General features: G+C 40.6%; 25 protein-coding genes. 4 read left to right on the top strand and 21 right to left on the bottom strand.

Annotation, left to right across the window (positions count from 1 at the left end):
* Nucleotides 1-241: 241 nt before the first annotated feature.
* The 3 genes from M9R32_RS09060 to M9R32_RS09050 all read right to left on the bottom strand — a co-directional run bounded on the left by M9R32_RS09060 (nucleotide 242) and on the right by M9R32_RS09050 (nucleotide 5,466).
* Nucleotides 242-2,155 carry a PhoX family protein gene (locus M9R32_RS09060; protein ID WP_269926417.1) on the bottom strand — a complete coding sequence of 638 codons (1,914 nt, stop codon included), beginning with the start codon at nucleotides 2,153-2,155 and terminating at the stop codon, nucleotides 242-244.
* Between the two features lie 180 nt (nucleotides 2,156-2,335).
* The gene (locus M9R32_RS09055) at nucleotides 2,336-4,183 is read right to left on the bottom strand and encodes a sensor domain-containing protein (RefSeq protein WP_269926416.1); all 1,848 of its coding nucleotides are present in this window, start codon (nucleotides 4,181-4,183) and stop codon (nucleotides 2,336-2,338) included.
* A gap of 329 nt (nucleotides 4,184-4,512) precedes the next feature.
* On the bottom strand, nucleotides 4,513-5,466 hold the full coding sequence (locus tag M9R32_RS09050; RefSeq protein ID WP_269926415.1) for a bile acid:sodium symporter family protein: 954 nt from the start codon (nucleotides 5,464-5,466) through the stop codon (nucleotides 4,513-4,515).
* A gap of 173 nt (nucleotides 5,467-5,639) precedes the next feature.
* Between M9R32_RS09050 and M9R32_RS09045 the strand changes: the two genes are divergently transcribed.
* Nucleotides 5,640-5,825 carry an H-type small acid-soluble spore protein gene (locus M9R32_RS09045; RefSeq protein WP_269926414.1) on the top strand — a complete coding sequence of 62 codons (186 nt, stop codon included), beginning with the start codon at nucleotides 5,640-5,642 and terminating at the stop codon, nucleotides 5,823-5,825.
* Between the two features lie 165 nt (nucleotides 5,826-5,990).
* On the opposite strand, the gene M9R32_RS09040 is transcribed toward M9R32_RS09045, so the two are convergent.
* Together M9R32_RS09040 and M9R32_RS09035 are read right to left on the bottom strand one after the other, a co-directional pair.
* Nucleotides 5,991-6,344 carry a hydrolase gene (locus M9R32_RS09040; protein WP_269926413.1) on the bottom strand — a complete coding sequence of 118 codons (354 nt, stop codon included), beginning with the start codon at nucleotides 6,342-6,344 and terminating at the stop codon, nucleotides 5,991-5,993.
* A 178-nt stretch (nucleotides 6,345-6,522) separates the two neighbouring features.
* On the bottom strand, nucleotides 6,523-6,987 hold the full coding sequence (locus M9R32_RS09035) for a GNAT family N-acetyltransferase (protein WP_269926412.1): 465 nt from the start codon (nucleotides 6,985-6,987) through the stop codon (nucleotides 6,523-6,525).
* A gap of 168 nt (nucleotides 6,988-7,155) precedes the next feature.
* Between M9R32_RS09035 and M9R32_RS09030 the strand changes: the two genes are divergently transcribed.
* Entirely contained in the window at nucleotides 7,156-8,397 is a 1,242-nt protein-coding gene (locus tag M9R32_RS09030) for a polysaccharide deacetylase family protein (protein ID WP_269926411.1), read from the top strand.
* A gap of 248 nt (nucleotides 8,398-8,645) precedes the next feature.
* On the opposite strand, the gene M9R32_RS09025 is transcribed toward M9R32_RS09030, so the two are convergent.
* The 15 genes from M9R32_RS09025 to M9R32_RS08955 form a co-directional block, all read right to left on the bottom strand.
* Nucleotides 8,646-9,176, bottom strand: coding sequence for a divergent PAP2 family protein (locus M9R32_RS09025; RefSeq protein ID WP_269926410.1), 531 nt, complete (start codon nucleotides 9,174-9,176; stop codon nucleotides 8,646-8,648).
* 150 nt (nucleotides 9,177-9,326) lie between these two features.
* Entirely contained in the window at nucleotides 9,327-10,910 is a 1,584-nt protein-coding gene (locus tag M9R32_RS09020) for an S-layer homology domain-containing protein (RefSeq protein WP_269926409.1), read from the bottom strand.
* A gap of 194 nt (nucleotides 10,911-11,104) precedes the next feature.
* The gene (locus M9R32_RS09015; protein WP_269926408.1) at nucleotides 11,105-12,175 is read right to left on the bottom strand and encodes a CAP and S-layer homology domain-containing protein; all 1,071 of its coding nucleotides are present in this window, start codon (nucleotides 12,173-12,175) and stop codon (nucleotides 11,105-11,107) included.
* Between the two features lie 393 nt (nucleotides 12,176-12,568).
* Nucleotides 12,569-13,051: a metal-dependent hydrolase gene (locus M9R32_RS09010; RefSeq protein WP_269926407.1), complete on the bottom strand. Its 483-nt coding sequence runs from the start codon at nucleotides 13,049-13,051 to the stop codon at nucleotides 12,569-12,571.
* A 453-nt stretch (nucleotides 13,052-13,504) separates the two neighbouring features.
* On the bottom strand, nucleotides 13,505-14,122 hold the full coding sequence (locus M9R32_RS09005; protein ID WP_269926406.1) for a bifunctional 4-hydroxy-2-oxoglutarate aldolase/2-dehydro-3-deoxy-phosphogluconate aldolase: 618 nt from the start codon (nucleotides 14,120-14,122) through the stop codon (nucleotides 13,505-13,507).
* Between the two features lie 9 nt (nucleotides 14,123-14,131).
* Complete coding sequence (locus M9R32_RS09000) at nucleotides 14,132-15,079, bottom strand: sugar kinase (protein ID WP_269926405.1); 948 nt, start codon at nucleotides 15,077-15,079, stop codon at nucleotides 14,132-14,134.
* Between the two features lie 22 nt (nucleotides 15,080-15,101).
* The gene (locus M9R32_RS08995) at nucleotides 15,102-15,380 is read right to left on the bottom strand and encodes a cupin domain-containing protein (protein ID WP_269926404.1); all 279 of its coding nucleotides are present in this window, start codon (nucleotides 15,378-15,380) and stop codon (nucleotides 15,102-15,104) included.
* 15 nt (nucleotides 15,381-15,395) lie between these two features.
* Nucleotides 15,396-16,676: a TRAP transporter large permease gene (locus tag M9R32_RS08990; protein WP_269926403.1), complete on the bottom strand. Its 1,281-nt coding sequence runs from the start codon at nucleotides 16,674-16,676 to the stop codon at nucleotides 15,396-15,398.
* Nucleotides 16,673-17,146 (bottom strand): TRAP transporter small permease, encoded by a 474-nt coding sequence (locus tag M9R32_RS08985; RefSeq protein ID WP_269926402.1) that lies wholly within the window; start codon nucleotides 17,144-17,146, stop codon nucleotides 16,673-16,675. Before M9R32_RS08985 ends, M9R32_RS08990 begins: the two co-directional genes overlap by 4 nt.
* A gap of 47 nt (nucleotides 17,147-17,193) precedes the next feature.
* Complete coding sequence (locus M9R32_RS08980) at nucleotides 17,194-18,222, bottom strand: TRAP transporter substrate-binding protein (RefSeq protein ID WP_269926401.1); 1,029 nt, start codon at nucleotides 18,220-18,222, stop codon at nucleotides 17,194-17,196.
* A 16-nt stretch (nucleotides 18,223-18,238) separates the two neighbouring features.
* Nucleotides 18,239-18,802: a 6-phospho-3-hexuloisomerase gene (gene hxlB, locus M9R32_RS08975; protein ID WP_269926400.1), complete on the bottom strand. Its 564-nt coding sequence runs from the start codon at nucleotides 18,800-18,802 to the stop codon at nucleotides 18,239-18,241.
* Nucleotides 18,780-19,421 (bottom strand): 3-hexulose-6-phosphate synthase, encoded by a 642-nt coding sequence (gene hxlA / locus M9R32_RS08970; RefSeq protein WP_269926399.1) that lies wholly within the window; start codon nucleotides 19,419-19,421, stop codon nucleotides 18,780-18,782. Before hxlA ends, hxlB begins: the two co-directional genes overlap by 23 nt.
* Nucleotides 19,418-20,431: a LacI family DNA-binding transcriptional regulator gene (locus tag M9R32_RS08965; protein WP_269926398.1), complete on the bottom strand. Its 1,014-nt coding sequence runs from the start codon at nucleotides 20,429-20,431 to the stop codon at nucleotides 19,418-19,420. Before M9R32_RS08965 ends, hxlA begins: the two co-directional genes overlap by 4 nt.
* A 203-nt stretch (nucleotides 20,432-20,634) precedes the next feature.
* Nucleotides 20,635-21,276, bottom strand: coding sequence for a hypothetical protein (locus M9R32_RS08960; protein ID WP_269926397.1), 642 nt, complete (start codon nucleotides 21,274-21,276; stop codon nucleotides 20,635-20,637).
* 47 nt (nucleotides 21,277-21,323) lie between these two features.
* Nucleotides 21,324-22,886, bottom strand: a complete 1,563-nt coding sequence (locus M9R32_RS08955) for a fatty acid--CoA ligase (RefSeq protein WP_269926396.1) — start codon at nucleotides 22,884-22,886, stop codon at nucleotides 21,324-21,326.
* 702 nt (nucleotides 22,887-23,588) lie between these two features.
* Between M9R32_RS08955 and M9R32_RS08950 the strand changes: the two genes are divergently transcribed.
* Together M9R32_RS08950 and M9R32_RS08945 are read left to right on the top strand one after the other, a co-directional pair.
* Nucleotides 23,589-24,089 (top strand): hypothetical protein, encoded by a 501-nt coding sequence (locus tag M9R32_RS08950; protein ID WP_269926395.1) that lies wholly within the window; start codon nucleotides 23,589-23,591, stop codon nucleotides 24,087-24,089.
* A gap of 229 nt (nucleotides 24,090-24,318) precedes the next feature.
* Nucleotides 24,319-24,819: a hypothetical protein gene (locus M9R32_RS08945; protein ID WP_269926394.1), complete on the top strand. Its 501-nt coding sequence runs from the start codon at nucleotides 24,319-24,321 to the stop codon at nucleotides 24,817-24,819.
* A 31-nt stretch (nucleotides 24,820-24,850) separates the two neighbouring features.
* Here M9R32_RS08945 and M9R32_RS08940 read toward each other — a convergent pair whose 3' ends face one another.
* Complete coding sequence (locus M9R32_RS08940) at nucleotides 24,851-25,135, bottom strand: hypothetical protein (protein ID WP_269926393.1); 285 nt, start codon at nucleotides 25,133-25,135, stop codon at nucleotides 24,851-24,853.
* Nucleotides 25,136-25,171 lie beyond the last annotated feature (36 nt).

Here is a 25,171-nt window from a genome sequence, read left to right as displayed (position 1 = left end):
TTTTTCCTACGTCACCCTCGATAATTCCTACGTCAACGCCAATTTTTCCTACGTGAAGCCCGATTATTACAACTAAGAACCATGGGCATAGTTTTTCATGCCGAAATTGCCAATGAAAAACTCTATTTTGGGGTCATTGAAGCAAAGTCTAAGTGATTTCATGTAAATGCAGCTATTAAGAGTAAGAAATTTTCTCGGACCTAATTAAAATACGCCGCACATTAACATATAGGTTGATTTCCTATTTCCCATAATTTTTAGAAGGCAAACCTGAAATGTAACCTACTCCTCCTGTTTCTTGAATACCAATTGCTTCTTTCATCGCTTCCTCGAGCTTACCTTTATCGACTGCTGTGATGTCCTTCTCTTCAAGGTCTTCTCCCGGATGCTGGAAGTTGCTTAGAATATAGCGAGAATTCTTTGCATTGTCGACAGCACGTAGACCAGTTGCTTCTGCGCCAACAGGTACTGATAAGATTCTTGATAGTTTTTGTGTTTGAATATCATATGCCCAGACGAAATTGTTCGTGTGCATACTGCTATCTTCACCGATGAAAAGCGTATTTAGATCATCTGAGAAATCCAAGTTGTCTGGATTAGCTACTTTATCTTGTGCAGCTGTATTGCCATAAGCATCAGGTGATTTTAAATCTTCCCCGATGATCATTGCATTCATTTTGGCTGGTACAAATTCACTGTCAATGCCGCTTCCGTTGGTATCTTTTTTATTTTCGTCTAAATCAATTTGCCATGTTGCCCCAGATTTTCGCTCAGGAAGCTGGATATCATCCTTAACGCTACCAGGTTCTTTCAGCATACTTCCGTTTTGATAAGACATGGCGATATACGCTTTATTATCTTTTTTGTTAACTGCAATTCCTTCCATCTTGTTAAACTCAGAAGTTGCTCCTAACATCGCTCCATATCTGCGTGACTCCATAAATGCTGCAGCTTTCTCCATGCCAGGTTTAATTTTAAGATATTCCACATTTTTGCTTGCCTGTGTTTTAATGGCCGTAAATCCTTCTGTCGGACTGTCTGCAGTTTCAAAAATATCACTGAATTTAGTTCCTTTATCAATGATAGCTTTTACTTCGTCATCAGTTGCATGACCAAGTTTGATCCACTCAAGATCTCCCGCTCCACCATTTTCAGCACTCGTCTGATCGAATTTCGCAGCGTATAGAGTTCCTGCAGATAAATCCTTCGCCTTGTCTGCCACATACATGAACATCATCGTATTTCCACCGTCATCACCGAATATTGCCGTTTTATTATCTGGTAGCAATTGCATGACTTCATGAGAGAATCTGCCTGTACTATAATGTTTCACTACAGAAGTTTCTCCTTGATTATCAATCGAAATTTCAGGAGTCCATCCATAAAAATAAGGATTCGCTTTGGATTTATCACCGAAATAGTAATTGGCAAAGTTAGTTACAGCTTTGTATGAACTTGAATTAGGGTTTTCGAATGAACGCGCATCCGGTTCATACTCCTCAGAACCAAGGTGAGTTCCCCAATCAGTCGTTGAACCATTACAAGGCGTCCAAAGTCCATTTACATTTTCAAAATCAATCTTTTTCGCATGATTTACTGTTAATTCACCTGTTTTTTTGTTTTGATCTACTTGCGTTAAAGTCATGGATGCTGGCAGGCCAGAAATCGAATTTCCAGCGTTATCCACTGAATCATATTCATAATGAGAAATAATATACATTTTCCCACCGATTTTAATCATACTGTTCGAGTCAGGAGCATCGGACACAAAGTAAGATGGTTGATCTGGCACACTGTTGTCGACAATTGGATTTCCTTTTGCGTCAATAGGCGTCCCTGCAGGGATCATTTCGCCATTATTGTCGACAATTTTATCTTTTGATAAGAAGAGAGATTGATAATCTAAAGGCGTTTCTTTAACTTTCCCATTTTTATACGTGACTTTTATTGTTGATTCACTATACGTCTTAACCATATCTTCAATTGTGCTTGGGGCTTTCATCGAGCTGAATTCAACACTTTTAATTTGATTACTTTCTTGGTTCAAATAATGTTTGTTACTAGATTTGATATCATTCTGATTCTGTGCAAAACCTGTCATTGCAGACGTTGCAAGTATAGCCATTGAAAGACCAATCGTAACTGTTTTTTTCATAAGATGTTTACCCTCCTTGGTATTATTAATACCCTATTAGTAAAACACTCAACTATTAAGCCAGTGTGAAGGAATGGTAATTGTTCGATGACGAATGTTACATCTTCCAAATATTGCATAAGGTTACCTCGCTACACTAAAAAATAAAAACACTCCCAGCATCATGCACTGGAAGTGTTCCTAAATCTTTTGTGATACATTAAAAAATTCTGTTTCGAGTTGCTCGGGTCGAATAGGTTTACTGAAAAAGTATCCTTGGCCCATTGGACAATCCAACTCGTCCAGAAGATGGAGGTGTTCTTCTGTCTCAATTCCTTCTGCCACAACAGTAAGATTAAACGTTTTTCCTATTGAAATAATCGTCTTCACAAGGGAGATGTCCTTACTGTTATCGATTAAATCCCGTATAAACGATTGGTCAATTTTTAATGTATCAAAAGGCAAATTCTTCAGCATGCTCAGCGAAGAAAAACCTGTACCGAAATCATCAATTGAAATTCCGACTCCCATCGCTTTCAATTCATTGATTTTTGACATGACCAATTCAATATTTTCAATTACACTTTCCGTCACTTCAATTTCCAGATATTTAGATTCAATATTATAAGAAGATAAACATGACTCGATAAAAGGAATGAAATGAAAATCTCTGAATTGACGCTGTGATACATTCACTGATACTTTTACCACAGAATGCCCTTTATCCTGCCATTTCCTCATCTGAGATAAAACATCGTTGATAATCCAGTTGCCTATTTCATTAATCAGGCCAGTATCTTCAGCAATTGGAATAAATTCCATCGGTGGTACCAAGCCGAGAGTTGGATTGTCCCATCTTATTAACGCTTCAATTCCCGCAAGTTGGGAAGTATGTAGATTGAATTTTGGCTGATACACCACATACAGTTCTTCATTTCGAATCGCTTTTCTAAGTTCATTTTCAATCTGAGTTCTTCTTTCAAGTTGCTTTTTTAAAGTCGTATTGAACCATTTGTATGTATTTTTTCCATCCAATTTTGCGTAATACATCGCGGTGTCTGCCATCTTAATTAACTCATTCATATCTTCTGTATGTTTAGGACTGCAGCTGATGCCGATACTCGCCGTCACAAAAATCTCATTTCCTTTTATGTAGAAAGGTTCTTTTATGTATTCCCCAATGTCCACAGCGATGTTTTGAATAAATTCCCTATCACCTTTAAGTATTACGACGACAAATTCGTCCCCACCCAAATGATACACTTTGGTCGTCTTATTACTGAAGAAATTTAAGCGTTCTGCTACTTCAATCAATAGTTGGTCTCCTACTTCACGTCCCAACGTATCATTAGCAATTTTAAAACGGTCCAGGTCAATGAATAATACCGAAGTCTCCAGAGATTTATCGGCAAACGTTTCGAAATCATTATTCAACTTCCGGCGATTTGGAAGATGGGTTAAATCGTTATGTTCAGCTTTATATTTCCTCATTTCTTCATATAGCTTTTTCTTCGTAATATCACGAATGATCACCAGTATTTTCTGAGTTTCATTTAATAAGGACATGGTGATTTCCAGTGGAAATGTAGAACTATCACTCTTGACCCCAGTAGCCTCAGATCTAACGTATCCATTTTTCTTAATTTCAGCAAAAAGATTTTCATGGATGTGTTTAATAGACTCCACCGTAAAAAGTCTTTCCCAATGTGTTGATATTAAATCTTCTTTCTGATACCCGTACAACCTACCCAATTCTTCATTGACAAATTCATGGTATCCTTCTTCACTCATGATTCCAATCGCATCAAACGAAGAATCTAATGCGTATGTATAGTCATTCAACACACTTTTGGTTGAATCATGTTCTCGCTTTGAATGCAAATACTTATCGACCTGTAATCCAATCAACCATCCAAAAAACATGTATATTGGGAGTGCAACGAGTTGCCATAAAGGAACAGCTTCGGAATTGAGCAAGCTGATTAAAAACAGTAACAGTACAATTGTCGATATTAAGATTCGCCATTTAATCCGCTTAGAGATACTCACTCACCCCAATCATGTATAGACTTTTATCATAATTCATCATAGGGATAAAAGTCTATATATTCCAGCAATTTTGTAAGTTCCTAGTATTTTTTCCATAAAAAAATGGCCGTTCGTAAACGGCCATCCTTTTAAAGCTATAAAACTACCTCCCACTCAACCACATGCTCAGTAGCCGCTTCCAAATGCGAGTAACGATATTCTATTCCAGAAAATACTAATTATTATATTATTAATTATATAACAATTCCTTCTTCAATTACATCTTTTAACATGTTAATTTACACATTAATCTAATTAAATTTTTTGCTGCAAATGATCTATTTGATATCTCAATACACCTCATCAATTTTCCTGTAGTGCCGATTAATCCATTCACCAAAAACCGAAGCCAATGTCTGTTGAAAAAGCATCCCCATTACCACTGGCACTGCGACAGCTGCCGGAAAATAGGAAATAGCCAAGACTGCGCCCGCACTAATATTTCGCATGCCACCATTGAATAGTAACGCAATCACTGTTTCTTTATCCTGTTTGAACAACTTTCCACAATAAAAGGATAATAAATACCCACTACACGCAATGAAAAACACGACGATGGCAATAACAATCAACTTCCCACTTACGTTCAGCAAATAAGGCGCAACTACCGCCCCATTTAACATCACCACTAGACCCATGCCAATTTTTGAAATAGGTGAGAGCTGCTCACTGAGCAATTGCACCCTTCTTCCTTTCATCAGTTGATTCAGCATCATCCCGACAATCGATGGGATCACGATCATCATAATTAATCCTTGGGACATACTGAAAACATCCATCTCAACATTTCCACCGACCAACAACGACATTGTTAATGGCACAATCAACGGTGACAACATCGTATCTATCAAAATAATCGACAATGACAACGCGATATTTCCTTTGTAAATGGCAACCCACACAACACTCGAAATACCAGTCGGAATAGCCATTGCCAGAACCAAGCCAGTAATCGTGAACATATCATCATGAAACACCAAATGCCCTATTCCTAACGCCCAAAGCGGCATCAACACATGTAAAAATAATAGGGCAATTACTAACGGTAATGGCGAGAGCAATGCTTGTTTCATCGAAGTAAAACTAGAATTTAAACTGCCTGCAAACGTCATGAAAGCAAATATCCAAGGAATCAATCCTGATAAATTATATAACCATTCGGACAGTAACACTCCAATCACTAAACAAACTGGAATGAAAAACGCCATTATTTTTACAAGCATTTTATTGATTTTATTTAACATGCAACCAAATCCCCTAAAAAATACGAAGTCTTTACACATTATAATCCCAACGAGTCTTTCGTGTCCCTAAAAAAATCATTTTTAATTTTTTTCAAAACCTCACATGATAACCGGCATTCAAACTCAAACTAATTCAAACTGAATAAGCAATTTTTCATCAAGGAGGAATACAATTGGAACTGAACCGCATCAAACAAATCGTCAACTCGCCAAAAGAAATCGACGTCACTTATAACGGAGTCTCCGTCTGGATTGACCAAGTTCATGAAGATGGCAAACTCGCAACTGTCCATCTACGTCGCTCACTCGAAGAACGTTCTGAAGTCGACATCTCAGAATTAAAAGAAGTAGTACATTAATCTAAAACCCCAACTGTAACTAAAAGAAACATCTCCTTCATGCACTAAAACAGGCGGCTGAAGATATAATTTCAGCCGCTTCCCCACGTTCGCCATAAAAAAAGAACCCAACAACTAAGAGTTGCTGGATTCGAACATCTGCATTTAATAACCATTAACATTCTCTCAACGATGAGGCTGATAATCACTCGGATTATCCGACTTGCGTACCGTCAGAATCCCCATCTCTTCAATATGTCTTCTTGCTTCATCATTACCTAACTTGTAAATAATCGAATAAATGACACGTTGAACCGCATCATGGTGCGCATTGCCTGGATCGTGGCGATAATCAATAAACGGTATGTGAGCGTCAACATACGTTTCCATATCCGTTTCATCCTTTACCGCAAATGCCTGTCGTAGCGCCTCAGCCTCATGCTCAGTTGCGTGAATCACAAAACTCGTGCTCTCCAACGGCTCGAGCAGAACACTCTCCGCCATTACATCAACATAATACGTATTTTTAACTTGGACCATTCAGAATCTCCTCCTGACATTTACTAATTCTCTACCCCCTCCCCTTTAATCGAAACATCAAGAATTGTTCATGACTGTTAATGAAATAGATTTCATTATTTCTGTATTAATCTTTTAAGTAACATCCTAAGTTTAAGTTAGTTTTTCAAAGAAAAATTTAGGCCGCCCATTCTACTTATTATCGGTCGAAAGTGAATGAATAAACCAATTCATCCACATTCCCTTTAATAGTTCTCCCAGTGTCCTTAAAACCAAAACGTTCATAAAGCTTTTTCGCATGTTCGTTATCAGGCTGGAAACACACAAGAATTTCCGAATCTGTGGTTTGTTTTTTCATTTCTTCCACAATCAATTCCAGTGCCGTTTTCCCATACCCCTTTCCTTGAAAATGATAGTTAATCATCAACCGGCAAAGTTCATAACCCTCTAACTCATCGGAATGCCCATACATAGTAAACCCAATCAATTGATCTTCATCATAAATAGCTCTCGTAATCCATTGATCATCAATACTTGCTTGCGCAATAGATAGACAATTAGAAGCAATCGTTTTTTCAAAAATGCGGTTCTGCTGATCTTCCCCACTGCACATCAGAATGACATCAATCCAATTATCTTTATTAATCTCCTGTAGTTTAAGCAAGTTACTTCCCCCAATAATACTTTTTATTTTCATTATAATTTCCAATGTCCTAGCATACTATCAATTAATTCAAAATATAAATTGTGATTTAATTTACTTTTTTTCCATAAATTATATATTTCTCAACACATTACTATTATACTAAAATAAAATCATTCAACTAGGAGTTTGGACATCATCTATATCAATTTTAAGAAGTATTCTTTTGTTTTTGTAGTCTTATTTACACTTATTTTCTTTTCTTCTCATACAGAAGCTGAAGAAACATCTACCTATGCCATTAAACCTTTTTCCAATGTAGGCGGTTTTGTGCATCTTAATGATGAACGGATTGGTTTTGCGACTTTTATGAAGGGTCGAACATATCAATTAGTATCAGAGGACGAAACATCTTATCACGTTGCATTTGGAAATGGTTTTGTATATGTGGATAAAAATTATGCCGAAAAAGTGGAGTCTCCTAAAAATCTCGTTTTAGAAAAAGGGGAATTTACTGCAATACCTAAATCAAGACAGATTGTATTATCTCATCCAAAAAGTAAATCAGCTTTTCTTGGCTATGTGAATCCTAGTGTACGAATCCCTGTCATCAAAGAGGACAAGGGGTATTACGAGTTTAATTTTGGCGGAACGAAAGGGTACATTCACAAATCGAATACGAACGTTGACAACGGAATTCCCGTCTTGATGTATCATCACTTGATGTGGGATAAGGCACTGTCCGATCATGCCAACAATAATATGACGATTGAATACATGCAATTTGAAGAACAAATGCGCTATTTGAAGGATAATAAGTGGAAGACCATTTCGATGCAGCAATTAGACGACTGGTTGAGCTTACAAAATAATATGCCAGAAAAAGTCGTAGCCATTACATTTGATGATGGGATAACCTCTACTGTGGATTTAGCTTATCCTCTATTAAAAGATATGAATTTTCGGGCGACTTCCTTCGTCATCACAGGGAAGATCAGGCAATCCGCAAAGTATTGGATCGCGAGCGATTTGCAATATGTTGGACTAAAAGAAATCAAGGCAACTGTCGATGTCTACGACTACCAACACCATTCCAATGACATGCATCTTTACAAGTCAGGGGCGAAGTCTGGCATGTTCACAACGGAATCATATGAAGCAATCTTACAAGATATTCAGAACGGCAGTGCCCAACTCGGAAAAGCTTTTTCAAATGACATTGTCAGAACTAAATATCTTGCCTATCCTTTTGGTCACTACAATCAAATCACCATTCAAGCTGCCCAAGATGCGGGCATGCGATTAGCATTCACAACCGTAACGGGAAATGTAAAATTAAAAGACTCTCCATATGAATTGAAAAGACAAGGCATTGCACCGTACCATTCGATGGGGGATTTCGTAAAAAAACTTGAAGGGACTTATAAATAACTCAACTTTCGGATGTTGAATGAAAATGTATTGACCTTCCTGAAGTTTTGGAGCAACTTTTCAAAAATAGGAGCAACTTTTGAGATTTGGGAGCAACTTTTAGGATTTGGGAGCAACTATCCAATTATCTCCTAATTTACTTTCTCTCTTGAAAAAGAAAATTCCGACGCAATGCCAATATGAAAATCGACCATATAAAAAAGGCAGCCAAATTTTTTCGGCTGCCTTTACATGCTATTAAATTAAACTCAATCCCAGGATACGCGGTCTGAACCTTCCAATCGATGTCCATATTTACGTTTTCTACGACGTTCATCGTTCTCGAGCTTAGCAGCAATGAGACCGTAAGCAACGCCGAATAATGCACCGCCAAGTACTTCAATTGGTTGATGGCCAAGCAATTCTTTTAGCTCGCCTTCACGTTCCGTATACTGGAAACTTGGGAAATCGCCAGAAAACGCGACTAATTCATCTTCTAAATTGTTTACGAGTTGGGCGATCTCGCCTGTATGACGACGAATTCCTTGCGCATCATACATAACGATAAAGCCAAAAACGACTGCTAACGCTGTTTCAGTATGGCGTGTCCCTTTATTTGCCGCAACGTAAGAAGCAAGTGCCGCTACGCCGGCTGAATGTGAACTTGGCATACCACCCGTCTGAAACAACGGTCGCCAATCCCATTCACCTGTATTTCTCTTATGTGTAAAAACCTTTAATCCTTGCGCAACGCCAATGGCAGATAATGCTGTTACGATTCCACGATTCATCTTTTTCATCCAGTTCACCCTCAGCTCTTTAATAGTAAAAAAACGTGTTACAAAATTTTTCTTCTTCCTTTTAATACCCCACTTGCTTCTTTTTATTCAAATTTTTTATGAAAAGAAAAAATCCAGCAAAAAGATTTGCTGGATTTCCGCTTATTTTACTTATTGAGTAACAGCTTCAGTTGCAAAGTAGATTTTTTCAAATCCTAAGTACGTTTTCGTTGAATCGCCGATTTTCACTTTTGTTAAAATTAGTAGCGAATCACTTTTCGCATCAAAGAACATATAATCAATTGCACCGTATGAAGTCATTTGATAAACCGATTCAAACGTTTCATAATCATAAACACTAATGAGGTTCTTGCCATTTGCTGTATATAGCTCGCCGTATGTTAAATCATAAGCCGCAGCTGTAAATGGACGATCCAATTTGCCAACATACGTCATATCAGCCGAAGTATTGACGCTCGCACGGAAAATCCCACCAAGACCATTCATTAAATAGCGGCCATCTGGAGAAACTTCCAAATGTTTACTAAGATCGTAGTCTCCATGATAAGGAGAATCTTTTTCAGGTTGAAGCTTGCCATCAACAATTGCAAACGCCGCGATATCTCTCGGTGAAGAATCGGTATCGATTGCATAAATTTTGTCTTGTTTAGGAGTCATATCGATATACGATTGGTTACGAATTTGCTGGGATGATAAAATCGCACCAGTTTCGCCATTATAACTTTCAATGCGTGTCCATTGTCCTGAACCACTTGAAATATAAACCACTCCATTGTCATCCGCCTCAATATCAAACGGGTCAAGCTCGATATGAATCAGCTTTAAGCCATCCAATGTTTTTGCATCGAATACGCCAAATGCACCTTGTTGATCCTCATCAAACGTGTAAAAACTATGTGGTTTCTTCACTTGCGTCACATAAATCTTACCATTTGCATACGCAAGCTTTTCAGCTGGGTATGGTAATTCTACTGTCAAACTTTCATACGTGTCCGTGTTAATTGAGTTCAATGTATTATCATTTCCATCGATGATATATACAATTGGTTCAGTCGGATGCTTGATAACGTCTGTTGCAAGCATATCCCATGCATCTTCCAAATACGTATCTGCCACTGATGGTGAATACGGTTTGAACTCTGGATTTAAAATACGTGCCATAAATGCTGCAAACTGTGCACGATCAATCGTTACACCCGGTTTAAATGTACCGTCAGGATAACCAACTGTTACATTGTTTGCCGCTAAGGACGATATAAACGGGTAAGCCCAGTATTGCGTCGGAACATCCTTGAAACCTTTTGGATAAATACTGCCAAGCTCATATGCATTTACCAGAATCTTCGCCATTTCCGCACGAGTCAATTTCCCTTGCGGATCAAAACGATTGCCTTCTTTCCCAGAAATAATACCTAACTCAACAGCAGCTGCCACCTCGGCATACCCGCGGTCAGCTGGCTTAATATCCACAAAACCAGGATCTTTCGGTGTTTCCTTTGGCATCCCCAAGTCGCGCATAATCATCATGACCGCTTGTACACGCAAGATCGGTGAAGACGGGCGATACGTGCCATCTGGGAAACCATTAATTATACCGGCATCTGTTAAATACTCAATTTCTTCTTTAAAACTTGAAACATCACTAAAACTAGCAGCAGAAACACTATTGGTAGATGACAACATCATCAGACCTACCATCAACAAAGCCAGTCCGGCTCTTAAACTCTTCAGCACTTTCAACTTCCTCTCAAATTACAAATTCAATTTATTATAATGGTATATTAAACAATTTACTTATGGCATTGGAACTATTTTTTGACAATAGTTTCAAAGTTTTTACAGATGATTTTGCTATGTATTTGTGTTTTATATCATTATTGAGGATAAACAAAAAAAGGACTCCAAAATGGAATCCTTTTTCTTATATTTTACCTAGATACTAGAGAGATAACCCACGTGAATGAACCGTCCATTTCTTGTGCAACCCCTACACCCATTTCTTTACGACTTGCGTCATACAAATAAGGTTCATTCATTGCCTGGGACAAGATTCGTTGTAATGCAGATTCCACTGAGCCATTTGCATAACGCTCACTATAATCTCCGTTTAGTTTCTCTCCATATTTATCTTCATAAAATTTATATATGTCCATGGCTCTCTCGTCAGATGGATATTTGGCCATCGCTCTAATTTTCAACCCAGCCATTTCCTGTAACCGCTCATTTATAAGGATTGGTTCATACCCCTTTTTCTTACGGGCATTGTTAATCAACTCAATCATTTCTGTTTCCATCGCTTCCAGTTGTTGCTCTGTCAGCCAAGTTGTTTTTATTCTTTGTAAAGTTTCTGGATCGTACTGAACAAACTGCATGCGCATCGGATTAAATTCCTTATTTACTGTTCGTGCCAAGAAAGCCGCAAACTCTTGTCGAGTGATTGCTTTATAAGGATTAAAGGTTCCATCTTCGTAACCAAACGTGATTCCGCCATTGGCCATTGCACTGATTTCTTTCTTTCCGGTCGTAGTTGACGAAACGTCCTTGAAAGGAATGTCTTGACGATCCAGCGGGATATCATACGCACGTGCTAATATAATAGCCATTTCCGCTCGCGTCAACGAACCATTTGGATCGAAATAGCGTGAACCATCCTTGGCTACTTTCCCTTGGATCACACCTTGTTCAACGGCTTCAGCCACTTCCGTATAAAAGCCGTCACCTTTTTTAAAATCAGTAAAGCCAGGATCCACTGCGCCATCGTATCGAACGCCAAGTTCACGAACAATCATCACCACAGCTTCTCCTCTTGTGACCGATGCATTTACTCCAAATGTGCCATTGCTATAACCTTTTGCCACATTGCGTTGTGCCAAATAATTTATTTCATCTTCAAATCGTGGTCCAACGTCCGAAAACGTTCCGGCTGCCCCAGCACTTAATGGCAGGACAAGTGACAAAGACAAAGCTGATAAAGCGATTTTCATTTTCCAATTCTTCAACTTTAAAACCCCCATCGTTTATTAAGTTATTTGTAAATAAACTTCGGTGAACGATTGTGAAATCCCACATTCTCCTAATACTTCCATCTTTATTATATAGGGATTATTAAGGTAAATGGGAATATCCTTCCAAACTCATTCGATATACCTAGATATTGTTTAAAATCGAGTGGGATTGCACGCTCCACTTTGCAATCTTTACTGTTGGAGCGAATCGGGTAAGTGACCGTGACTCCAGGTAGACAATATTCGAGTCCAGGTAGACAGATTGCGAGTACAGGTAGACAGAATCGACTTCCTGGTAGACAGAATGCCATTCCAGGTTGCACAAAATCACTTCCTCACAAAAATATAAGAGAAGTGACTCAGTCAAGTCACTTCTCTCCTCATCAACTATTGCAAATAAACCCCAAACGCCTCATATCCAAAATACACGGACAACACGGAAAGTGCAGCCAGTACGAGCGACTCCACTGTGCCACCTGTTCTCGTTGTGAGCGGGAAACGTACTCGAATTTTAAATGGGAACAGCAACTTGATGCCATTTCGGGTCATCATGTCCAATACTAAATGACTCACCATCCCAACCAAAATTCCTTCTGTTACCGCTTCATTCGTTACAAATGACTTCAATAAAAGTGAAACAATAAATAAAAATAATAAACTGTGTGTGAAAGAACGATGTCCGAAAATCACATTAATTAACTTTGAGATCAACGGAAATGTTCGTCCGATTTTACTGCCGCCGTGGCATATGTCCGGAATCAATGCTCCGACCACCCCTGCCCCTACCAACAATACGGGATCGTAAGTTGTAAATTGTGCATACGCAAGACTTGCTGCCAAACCGCCTATGATGTGTGTCTTTCCTGTCATGCTCTTGCTCCTTTATCATTGATTCCATGGAGGAACGCAATGCGATAGTACGTTATTGCTCGACCCAAACTTTTCCAAAGATTACTCTACACTAAAACTTTTTGTGGGGACAAGCGGCTGAAGATTCATTTTCAAAAACATCCATAGGTTAAGAACTAATTTGTGAATGTATTATTTTTACACATAAATAATGAAATAAGCTCAAATAGTAGATTCTCGTATCTTAGAAGACGACTTAATTACCGTAATGGGAACATCAGATGGTTTGTTAACATACGAATCCACAATGGGGTGGAGACATCACCATTCCAAGTCTTTACATTGATAAAATCGAACAATAGAATCGCGTTTCCCCCTTACACCACATGAGCTAGTACATGTGGTATTTTTAATAGCTCACAAAAAAATCCAGCAGCTGTTATGGCTACTGGATTTCGTTATTTTATGCATTTGTCACTGAAGTGCTGAGGTCCATGTTCTCGCCAATTCACGCAGGGCTTCCCAGTCCCGATTTGACAGAACCGTTTTATCAAGCAATGCGCTACCCGCTCCGACAGCAATAGCACCTGCGTCTAAGTAAACACGGGCATTACTTGCATCAATGCCACCTGTCACCATAATGGGGATATGTGCGAGAGGCCCTTTCACGTCTTTGACGAATCCTGGTCCTAAAGAAGAGGCTGGGAACAATTTAACTGCGGTTGCACCCAAATCTATGGCACGCAGCATTTCACTCGGAGTAAATACGCCTGGAATCATGGGAACTCCACGAGATATTGCGTGTTTTACTACATCCTCTTGCAGAACCGGAGCCACGAGGAATTGCGCACCTGCATCGATTGCCCGGTCACAATCTTCAATTGATAACACGGTTCCAGCTCCAACCATGATTCGATCTCCGAACATCTCTACACTCTCTCGAATAATTTCTTCAGCCCGCTCGGTTTCCATCGTGATTTCAACACTGCGAATACCGCCGTCCACCAACGCGAGTATGATTGAAGGTGCATCCTCATACGAAATTTTTCGCAGTACGGGAACGAGCGGATTGTCTTTTAAATGATTCAGCACGTCTGACACCTACCTTACAATTAATTCACGTTGGCCAAGGAAATGTTCCACATCTTCAAGATAAGGAAGACCTTCATTGTCACCGTGTACCTGCACCACCATAGCACCGATTGCGTTGGCGAAAGACAGACGTTCCTCCATTGGCCAGCCTTTCAATAAACCATACAAGTAGCCACTATCAAAACCGTCTCCTGCTCCGACTGTATCTACCACTTTTCCTACCTTGATACCCGGCACATGTTTCCATGCGCCAGACATTAAAGCAAACGCACCATTTTCGCCGTCTTTCATAACGACAGATTCAAACTGATAGGCAGAAAGCTTCTCCAACAGTATGTTTTCATCCTTCGTTTCGAACAGCAATTCCAGTTCTTCACGAGATGTTAATAAATGATCGACATAAGGCAAGTAAGTCAGTATTGTCTCCCGTGCTTCCTCCGCTGACCAAAGGCGTAGGCGGATATTTGGATCAAATGACACGATGATGTCATTTTCTTTCGCCCACTGCAACGCTTTTAGTGTAATCGCGCGGTTTTTCTCTAGAATCGCACAAAATACACCGGTTAAATGGATCACTTTTGCACGGCTTATGTAATCAAATGGAAGCGTCTCGGGTGTCAACGTTTCGGTCGGTGATGGAATGCGGTAGTAAAATGTTCGACCTTCACCAGATTCTTGTACTTCCTTGAAATTCAAGGACGTCGCATACCCTGGGACCAGTTGGACTTCTTTTACATCAACGCCTTCCCCGCGAACGGTATTCACGATATGGCGACCGAATTCATCCTTGCCGAGACGGCTGATCCAACCTGCTTCCAGTCCTAACCTTGCACAACCGAGCATCACGTTGAGCTCAGCGCCTCCAATTTTACGTTCGAACGAATTAACAAACCGTAATGGTCCTTTTGTGGAGGGATCAAAAGTAATCATGCCATCTCCAATTGTTACGATGTCCATATTTACCACTTCTTCCTACAACCTATTTTTCTAAGTGTGACGCGCGAATTGGCGTGAATACGTCAAGAATTGTACAGTCTTCAAGCACTTTCACGAAATGCGGCACATCAGACGGAATATACAGGGCATCGCCAGCCACGAGCAAACGCATTTCCCCTGCCACTGTAAACTCCACTTTTCCTGCTTCGATATAACTGATTTGTTCTTCAACATGTTGATCCAGCTCTCCCTGAAACCCTTCAGGAAGCTCCACTTTCACAAACATCAATGTTCCTTCTGCAATCATTACATTACGTTTCATTTCTAATTAACTCCTTTATTGCCCCATCATGCTCGGAATCCACAACGAGATGGCAGGTATATAAGCCACTACTAGGAGGACTGCGAGAATAATGAGTAAATATGGCACTACGGCCACAACCGATCGCTCAATGCTTAAGTTACCGATTTTAGCGGCCAGCAATAGACACAACCCATAAGGTGGTGTAATGAGACCTATTGCCAGTGTAATGACAATAATTAACCCAAGATGTACCGGATCAATACCAAATGTCAGTGAAGTCGGTAAAATAATCGGAACAAACAGGATCATTGCCGGAATGGCATCCATAAACGTGCCAATGAAAAGGAAGAATAAGATGACAATCAAGATAAATAACCATTCACTGCCTACATTATTCATAAAGAATTCCTGTGCCATCGTAGACACGCGGAAATAGCTTAATAATTCTCCAAGTGCACTTGCTGCTGCCAATGCAAAAATAGATAAAGAGCTAAGTGCCAATGTATCTACTAAAATCTTAGGCAAATCTGTGAACTTGATAGTTTTATATACAAACACACCAATGATGAACGTATATAGTGAAGCGATTGCTGCTGCTTCAGTTGCTGTGAATAACCCTGTAATGATTCCGCCTATGATAATGACTGGCGTAAACAATGCGGGTAAAGATTCTCCAAACAATTTAACAAACGTTGCAAACTTTGCTCTTTCCGCTTTTTCAAATCCGCGTTTCTTCGCCAGGAAATAGACGAAGACCATCATGCTGATGCCGACCAAAATGCCAGGAATGATACCCGCTAAGAATAATGCGCCAACTGACACATTCGTCAGGCCAGCGAATATAATCATCGGAATACTTGGCGGAATGATTACGCCAATGGTAGAAGAAGCGGCGGTAACAGCTACAGCCGTTTCCGTGTCATAGCCACGTTTCTTCATATTTGGAATGAGAATTTTACCGACACCCGCCGTATCAGCCTGTGCTGCACCCGAAACTCCAGCGAACATCATCGATACTAATATATTCGCTTGAGCCAGTCCGCCACGAATATGGCCGACCATCGTCAAGGACAAGTCAATAAGCTTTTGTGACACTTTCCCGTGATTCATTAAATTAGCTGCCAATATAAATAAGGGCACAGCTAACAAGACGAATGAATCAATCCCGTTAAGCATTTTCATTGGCATCGTTACTTCAGGAATGTTCGGCACGGACATGATACCCGTTAAAGCAACAATTCCGATAACGAATGCAATTGGGACACCAATCAACATGAGCACCAAAAACATTACTACTAATACTAGACCTGTCATGCGCTCACCTTCCCTCTTAGAACCGCAACGTGTTTAATAATATGGTTGGCCGAATAGATCGCCATCGTTCCCCCCATAATGGGAATAGCCAGCCAGATATAGCCCATCTTCATTGCAGGCAATGACACCCAGTTATAAGCCCAGAAAGTCGATACCGCCTGATACCCATAAAACGTCAGGAACAGTGCAAAAGTCAGAACAATCGCATCAATAATGACGTGCAGACCAGCACGTTTTTTCCCCGTCAATTTCGTTGCTAAAAAATCAAAGTTGAAATGTTCTTTGCGATTAACCATCACCGCAGCTCCCATGAAGATTGCCCAGATAAAGGAATAGTTTGCGACCTCTTCTGTCCAAATCACAGAAATGCCGAGATAGCGAGTCGCAATTTGTACTAGTATGGTAATAAAAAAGACACTAAGGAAAAGTACGCCCGCTGTCATTTGGATTTTTTCAAGCCATTTGATCATATAACTCTACACTCCCAAGAAAAGAGGGATCTCTCCCTCTTTCAAAATTATTTCCGTTGGCTGTTAATAGATTCCAGCATTTCTTCTGCGCCAATGTCTTTAGCTAATTTCTCTTGGATTGGCAATGCGATTTCAATGAATTCTGCAGTATCGATTTCGTTCACAGTAGCACCTTCATCAATCGCTTTTTGTTTGTATTCTTCTTCCTGCGCATAGACTGCTTCACGTTCTGCTTCAACTGAAGCTTCCGCTGCCGCCATCAATGCATCTTTTTGTTCGTCTGTCATTTCATCGAATTTCTTGCCGTTCACAAGTAGTAGACGCGTTGTATAATCATGTGCTGTTTCAGAAACAAACTTCCCGTTATCTGTTTTGTGGTGGTTTTGTTGAACGAAATATGGATAAGCGTTTTCAGATGAATCCACAACATTTTGTTGAAGAGCTTGATATAATTCGCCCCATGCAACAGAGGTCGGTACTGCTCCAGCCTGTGTCCAGAAATCAGAAACTACCCCAGAAGTTTGTGTACGAATAGACATTCCTTTTAAATCCTTCATCGATTCAATTGGTTTTTTACCATAGTAGTGACGAACACCTGCAGACCAGTAGCCTACTAGTTTGAAATCATTGTTTGATTTTTCGTTGATTAAATCAGCCATCTGCTCGCCAACATCCCCATCAACCACCGATTCCCAGTGATCATAGCTTTCAAATAGGTATGGTAAAGCCAAAAGATCCACTTCTTTTACGCCAGTTTGCGTCATAAATCCTGGCGATACCACGATGACATCCGCTGCGCCAAGTTTCAGTTTCTCAACTAGTTCCGACTCTTCTGTCCCAAGTGTTCCTGCGTGCACTTCCACGTCAATGCTGCCATCTGACTCTGCTTCCAACACTTCTTCAAATTTCAAAAGACCTGTTTGGTACGGGTTATCAGGTGATGTTTGATTGTGGGCCGCAAGAATTTTAAGTGTTTCGCCTTCGCCCGAGCCATTTGTTGCGCTGTCTCCGCATCCTGCAAGTACTGCTGAAAGTCCAAGTGTTAAAGCTGCTGCTGTGAACAATGATTTTTTCATCTGAATTTCCCCTTTGTTATTCAAGATTTGTATGTGTTTGTTTCATGTCTTCAAAAGAATGGTGTTTTTTTGATTGATGCAACGTGAAAATGATGATGGCATCAAGCAACAAATGAACTGTTTGATCAAACTGATTCCCAAGTGGCTGAATAGTAGAAGGTTCAGTTTCCTTGCGATGTTTAGTCGCAGCAGGGACAATGACGACGGAAGCGCTTTCTTTTGCAATCTCTGCGTCCCGGTTTGTTGTGACTAATCCAATATCAGCGCCAGCTTTTCTTGCGGTTCGGACAAGTGCATCCATCATGGAAGATGAGCCAGAACCTGATACAAGTACGAGCAGATCCCCTTGTCCAATGCTTGGCGTCGTCGTTTCACCTACGACATACACTGTGAATCCGCCGTGCATGAGACGCATCGCAAAGGCTTTCGCCATTAAGCCTGAACGTCCTTCACCGAAAACGAAAATTCGCTTTGCTGAAAGCAGGCAAGCCGACAAGTGACGAGCTTCTTCCTCGTTCACATTGGCCATTACGGAAGATACTTCTTCTGCAACCGTTTCAATGATTTGCTTCAAATGCATCCACTCCTTCTCTCAAGGCTTTAGCTGCAGCTGCTGGGTTTTCGGCACCTGTTATGGCACTTCCAACAATCAATACGGCAGGCTTTTGTTTCATCAAGAACGACACATTTTCCAACTTGATTCCGCCTGATACCGCTAGTCTTGCGTCAGGTACTGTCTTTACTATTTTAAAATGGTGTCCGCTCCAGCTCACTTCTTTCTGAAGGTCTATGGCAATATGAATGTTAAGCAAATCCGCTCCTAGATTTCGAAGAGCTTCGATTCGAGAAGAATCTGTTATGCCAAGCAAATCAATCATCACTTGTTTTTGTTTCGCCTTAGCAACGTCCAACATATCCTGAATCGTCGCATCCGCCACAAATCCCATCACCGTGGTAACGTCCGCTCCATTTTCAAATGCCTGTAGGGCTTCGTGCTTCCCTGCATCGCACGTTTTCATATCGGCCACAATCGTTTTATCAGGGAATCGATCTTTCATCTCGCGTAGAATTTCTACTCCATATTCCTTGATAACACCTGTACCTACTTCAATCCAATCTATATATGGACTGGTTTTTTCTGCAAGTTCAAAACACTGTTCTTTGGTCAATCGATCGAGTGCCAGTTGAATAACGGTCATTTTTCCGCCCCTTCTCCACATGACTTACGCTCAATGAAAATAGGTTCAAACAAGTAGGTCATTTGCTCTTGCGGTTCTTCGCCCTTGATTTTCGCAAGCAAAAGTTCACCCGCTTTTTTCCCCATTTCAGCAGCCGGCTGGGCCACAGCGGTTAATGGTGGACTGTATAAGGCACCAAATGAAACATCATCAATGCTCACTAGGGCAAAAGCATCTGGCAATTTTAACTGGTGTTCCTTTACATAATTCAAAACTTCATACAGCACCAAGTCATTTCCAGCAATCACTGCATCGACGTCTTCCTGTTGAATCAGCTCAAGAAGACTTGATTGGAGCTGATTTAATTCCTTGCTGACAATATAGCGATCATTAATCGGCAAGTCGTGAAGTTTTGCCAATGCTCGAAAAGCATTCACACGTTCCTGACGAGGCAGCACAAAATTGATGGAATTCGTTAAGAGAGCAATCTTTCGATGTCCATTTTCAATCAAATGATTCACAGCCATATTCATTGCCTGGCTATTTTCTAAAAGCACCGATAATATCGGCAAGCCCTCCATTTTTCTGTCGACAAAGACGACAGGGTAATTCGTCTGGACCATTTCTTCATACAATTCGCGATTTTCACCTGTTGGAAAAACAATTAACCCATCCACTTGTTTATCACGGAGCATTTGGATATAACGCTTTTCTTTTACTGGATTGTCGTCTGCGTTACAAACGATTACATGAAAATCTGCCGCATGACACGTATCCTCAATCGACCGGATGACCTGTGTAGAAAATGCATGTAAAATATTTGAGACAATCACGCCAATCGTATACGTCGACTTTTGCTTAAGGCTTCGCGCCACAATATTTGGACGGTACCCGAGTTCTTTGATCGAAGCTTCAATTCGATCTTTTGTCACTTCAGACATAAAGTCATAGCGTTTATTTATATACTGGGAAACGGTACTTTTTGAAACTCCTGCATGAGATGCCACATCTGACATTGTCACTTTCTTCATCCAATTCCCCCTTCCATTGAAAATTCTATAAGTTTACTAAATCGGTTTAGTAAATCGGTTTAGTGAAAGTATAAATGAAAGCGATTCCAAAATCAATATTTAATTTTCTGTAAATTTATGAATACGAATCAGACTGCTTTTACCTTTCTCAAATCCTCATAAAAAATACCCAGTAGCTACTGCAGCTACTGGGTTTCTTTAGTTTATGATGGACCGGTGAATCTAAACATCAGCGTATGAATAAACTGTTCACGATTCAAAACATATTCATATTTTTTTCCGTTCAACTCGTATTCATATTCGCCTGATGCCTGATTTTTGTAAACATACTCCCCTAAAAATTCTCCCGCACTATCTACCGGAATTTCATCATCAACATAACTGATGAACATGCTCATCGTATGGAAAATGGCCGCACTATCCGGACCGGTATCGTGACAGATTAGCCTCATTTCAGTGATTTCTTCACTATCGTTATTAACCGTATAGACCAGACTGATTTTCACCTTAGTGTTAAACGCATATACAAAAGTCGTAACATCATCATTTGAATTCGACTCATCTTTTAATATCTGAGAAGCATTCATCCCAAACTCAGGGTATCGCTCAATAAAGTCCGGCAGTGTCGCGTTCCATTTAGTCGCCTCTTTTTCAGCACCAGGTAGGCTTTCAAGCTGGACTGGTTTTTCAGGCTGTTCAACTTCCGGTGACTCATTAATCAAGTTCCCTTGAACTTTCACCGTCTCTTCTTTTTTAGCCACTCGATCTAGCGCAAAAAAACCAACAAACAGCATACTCATACTCATTAGAATCCCTACAATTATCGTCACTGCTTTACTTTTCACAGAATTCCCCTAACTGTTATTCCTTCCCGTTAACGCCAATCTAAACATTACACAGGATTTCCACTTTCAACGCGCTGTTCACGTAACAGGAACTTCTGTATTTTCCCACTCGCATTACGCGGCAGTTCATTTACAAATTGATAATGTCTTGGTCGTTTATAGCCGGCCAATTTGTCGTTCCCTTTACAGAACCGTTCAAGTTCATCTGCAGTAAGAGACGAATCATTCGTAACGATAAACGCCAATACAGTTTCTCCCCACTTCTCATCCGGAATCCCGAGGACGGCTACATCCTGCACCGATTCATGTTCATGCAATACATCCTCCACTTCACGAGGATATATATTTTCGCCACCACTGATGATCATGTCGTCCACACGGTCCGCCACATACAAATAGCCATCCTCATCCATGTAACCTAAATCACTCGAATGGTACCAGCCTTTATATAGCGCCTTTTCGGTCGCATCCTCGCGATTGAAATAACCAGCCATCATGCAAGGACCTTTCACAATGATTTCGCCTACTTGACCCGGTTTCAAAATTGCATCCGGCTCCGAAGGTCCATCCTCATTCGGCTGAACAATACGGATTTCATGATTGTATGCGGGTTTTCCGGCAGAGCCCACTTTCGTCAGCTGCTCATCTTCCGCAAGAAACGTAATCGCCGGCCCCATCTCCGTCTGACCATACGCCTGAATTAAATCAATTCCCAAAACATCCTTCACTCTCTTAACAAGAACAGGAGCCATCGGTGCAGCACCATACAGCCCGCGTTGCAATGTTCCGACTTTAGACGCTGCGCCATCCAGGTCCGCCATCATGCTCCACATTGTTGGAACGGCAAACATCACGGTCACTTTTTCTTTCTCAACCGTATCAAGCGCCACCTGAGGATGGAATTGATGCATAATCACACTCTTCGCACCTGCCTGAACACGCGGAATCACACAGCAATGCAGCTCCGCACAATGGAACATCGGCGCCGTCACAAGCCCCACATCATTTTTCGTATACTTCAGCACAGCCGTGCAAATCAGACTTTGCTCCGCCATATCCCGGTGTCGATGAATCACGCCTTTCGGTCGTCCCGTCGTCCCACTCGTATACATGATGGCATACGTATCCATTTCACTAACTTCCACTGTCGGAGGTGTTGACTGCGCACTACTGACTTCCGCATAGTAGTTTTTCGCATATTCGGGTGTCTCTTCATTAATAAACCAGAATTGAATCGCGGGAAACTGTGACTGGATTGCCGACACTTGATCCTTCAAAGCCTCTTCAAACATCACAACTTTTGGCTCGGCATCATTTAAAATATATGCCACTTCCTCCGACTTCAACCGGAAATTAATCGGATTAAATATCGCCCCAATCTTGGCGCACGCAAACAAAGTAGTCGCAAGCTCACTCGTATTGAACAAAAATGTCGACACTCGGTCACCTTTCCCAACCCCTGCCGAAGTCAACGCATTCGCCAAACGATGCACCTCGTCACGCCACTCCCCATACGTCCAACGCTGTCCCCGCTTCAAATCTACAAGCGCCTCACGGTTTGGAAAATTGCTCACCGTCTGATCGAAAATACTCCCTAAAGTCGCATACATCGTCCCATCCCCCATCGCAATGAATCTTCATTCATTTCATTTTGTCAGAAAACATAGAAGATTTCAATAACTTTTTAGTTTACTAGAGAATCGTCACTTCTTTTCTCAAAATGTGCGGCTGAAGATACAATTTCAGCCGCCTCCTTCTTTATTTTGAAGAGTCTACTTCTCCCATTTCCAACGAAAATCGCTATTTGTCCAACGAATTTCTTAACTTTTCCAACGAAAACGCCAAAGTGTCCAACGAAACTCAAGAAACGTCCAACGAAGCTTCCGCTCAACCACATGATAACCGTCAAGCGAAGACTGGCTAGGGCTATTCGCTTCGCTCGATAGCCTTTTCTGTTAGTGCAAAAGAAGCTTGGGAACCTAGTCATCTGCGCTTCTTGTATCATTTCCAACTAAAATTGCCCTTCGTCCAACGAAAATGTCATTCTGTCCAACGAAATCTCAATATCATCCAACGAAATTCTTATTTCGTCCAACGAAATCTTCTTTAACTTAAATTACCCATCACGCAACTGCGGACGGGGGATTCCAAAGCTGTTCAAACACTGATTGGTGCTATACATGGCAACCTTTTCTTTTAGTGAAAAACGTCACTTCTTCTCTCTTTTCCAACTAAAATGCAATAGTTATATCATTGTACCTATTCGCATCACCTTAATTTCCTGTAATATGGAAATAATAGGAGGAATCACCATGAATAACTGGAAACTTGCCACCATCATACTTGCCATCCTGCTTGGCATTTCACTTATGTGGAGCGTTCAACAACGCGCCAATTCTGAAAAAACACAACTTAAAGCATATGCACTCGAACATGCCCAGCTTGAATACGCACTAAAGGATGCGATTGAAAGTTACGAACAAGGCGGAAGTCAAAAAGAGCTAGGAGAACGTCTCCATTGGTTGTCAGGATTTGTCGTTAACATTAATCCAGCGGGCGAAACCGTAGCCTTTCATAGCTTTGACTTCGACTATGACACTAACCTTGTTCTCTACGAAGTCCACCGCAAAGCAAGAGGCAACCAAGCGACAGAAGAAGATATAGATCGCCTTAAAATATTGCATCAACTAATCAATAAATTCCAAAAAACCGCACTCGACAATGTCGAACGCAAAACCGTCGACGACTATGAAACTGAGTTTATTGAATTTATGGAGTACTACGAAACTCAAAAAGAAAAGCTTATCAAATAGGAAATGGCCAAAGATTTACTCTTCGGCCATCCCATTCTCATCCCATCATTCAAATAGACCACTTTCCAACCAAAAACTCATATCGTCCAACTAAGGTTGCAGTTCGTCCAACGAAATCTCCAATCTTTCCAATTAAAACTCTTTTACAAAAAATGTAACAGCCATGTCCATTGTACCTATTCGCATCACCTTAATTTCCTGTAATATGGAAATAATAGGGGGGATCACCATGAATAACTGGAAACTAGCCACCATCATACTTGCCATCCTGCTTGGCATTTCACTTATGTGGAGCGTTCAACAACGCGCAAACTTTGAAAAAAATCAACTTAGAACTTATGTGCTCCAACACGGTTCTTTAAACCATACTCTAAAAACTACCATTGAAGCCTATGAACAAGGTGGCAGTCAAAAAGAGCTGGGCGAACAACTTCTTTTGATGTATGGCTATCTTTCGAGTGGCTATCCGTATTGGGATACCACTGCATATCATATGTCTGACTTTGATGATGGCATTCGACGAGTCCTCTATGTAGTCCACCGCAAAGCTAGGGGAAATGTGGCTACTCAACAAGACATTGATCGCCTTAAAGACTTGCAACTGCTGACTCAACGATTCAGGGATACTGCGGGCAGCAACTTGGAACGCAAAACCGTCGACGACTTTGAAAGCGAGTTTATTGAGTTTATGGAGTACTACGAAACCCAAAAAGAAGATCTTCTCAAATAGTAAAACGGCCGAAGATCAAATCTTTGGCCGTTTACATTTTCTTACTGATATTTTTGGTCAATTTTTTATCCAGAACACGTTGCATCACATATCCTAAAAACGTGATGAACATCAAATACGGTACGATGAAAATGCCATAAGCTGTGCCATAATCTTGAATGTCCTCAGTGAAATAGAGGTTTATACCAATCGCTAAATATAGCACATAGCCCGCCACCACGAACCAAAGCCATCTCCATTTCTGTAACAACATAGGTAATGCAATCGGGCCTAACAAGAACATTCCCAGTATGAAATACCTCACAAAACTATCCATTCCAAAACCTCACATTTATAAATAATAGAAAATCCA

Source organism: Paenisporosarcina quisquiliarum (genome assembly GCF_027563315.1).
Classification (GTDB): domain Bacteria; phylum Bacillota; class Bacilli; order Bacillales_A; family Planococcaceae; genus Paenisporosarcina; species Paenisporosarcina quisquiliarum.
Note: the sequence above shows the minus strand (reverse complement) of the source record. Positions and strands in the feature narration are given on the sequence as shown.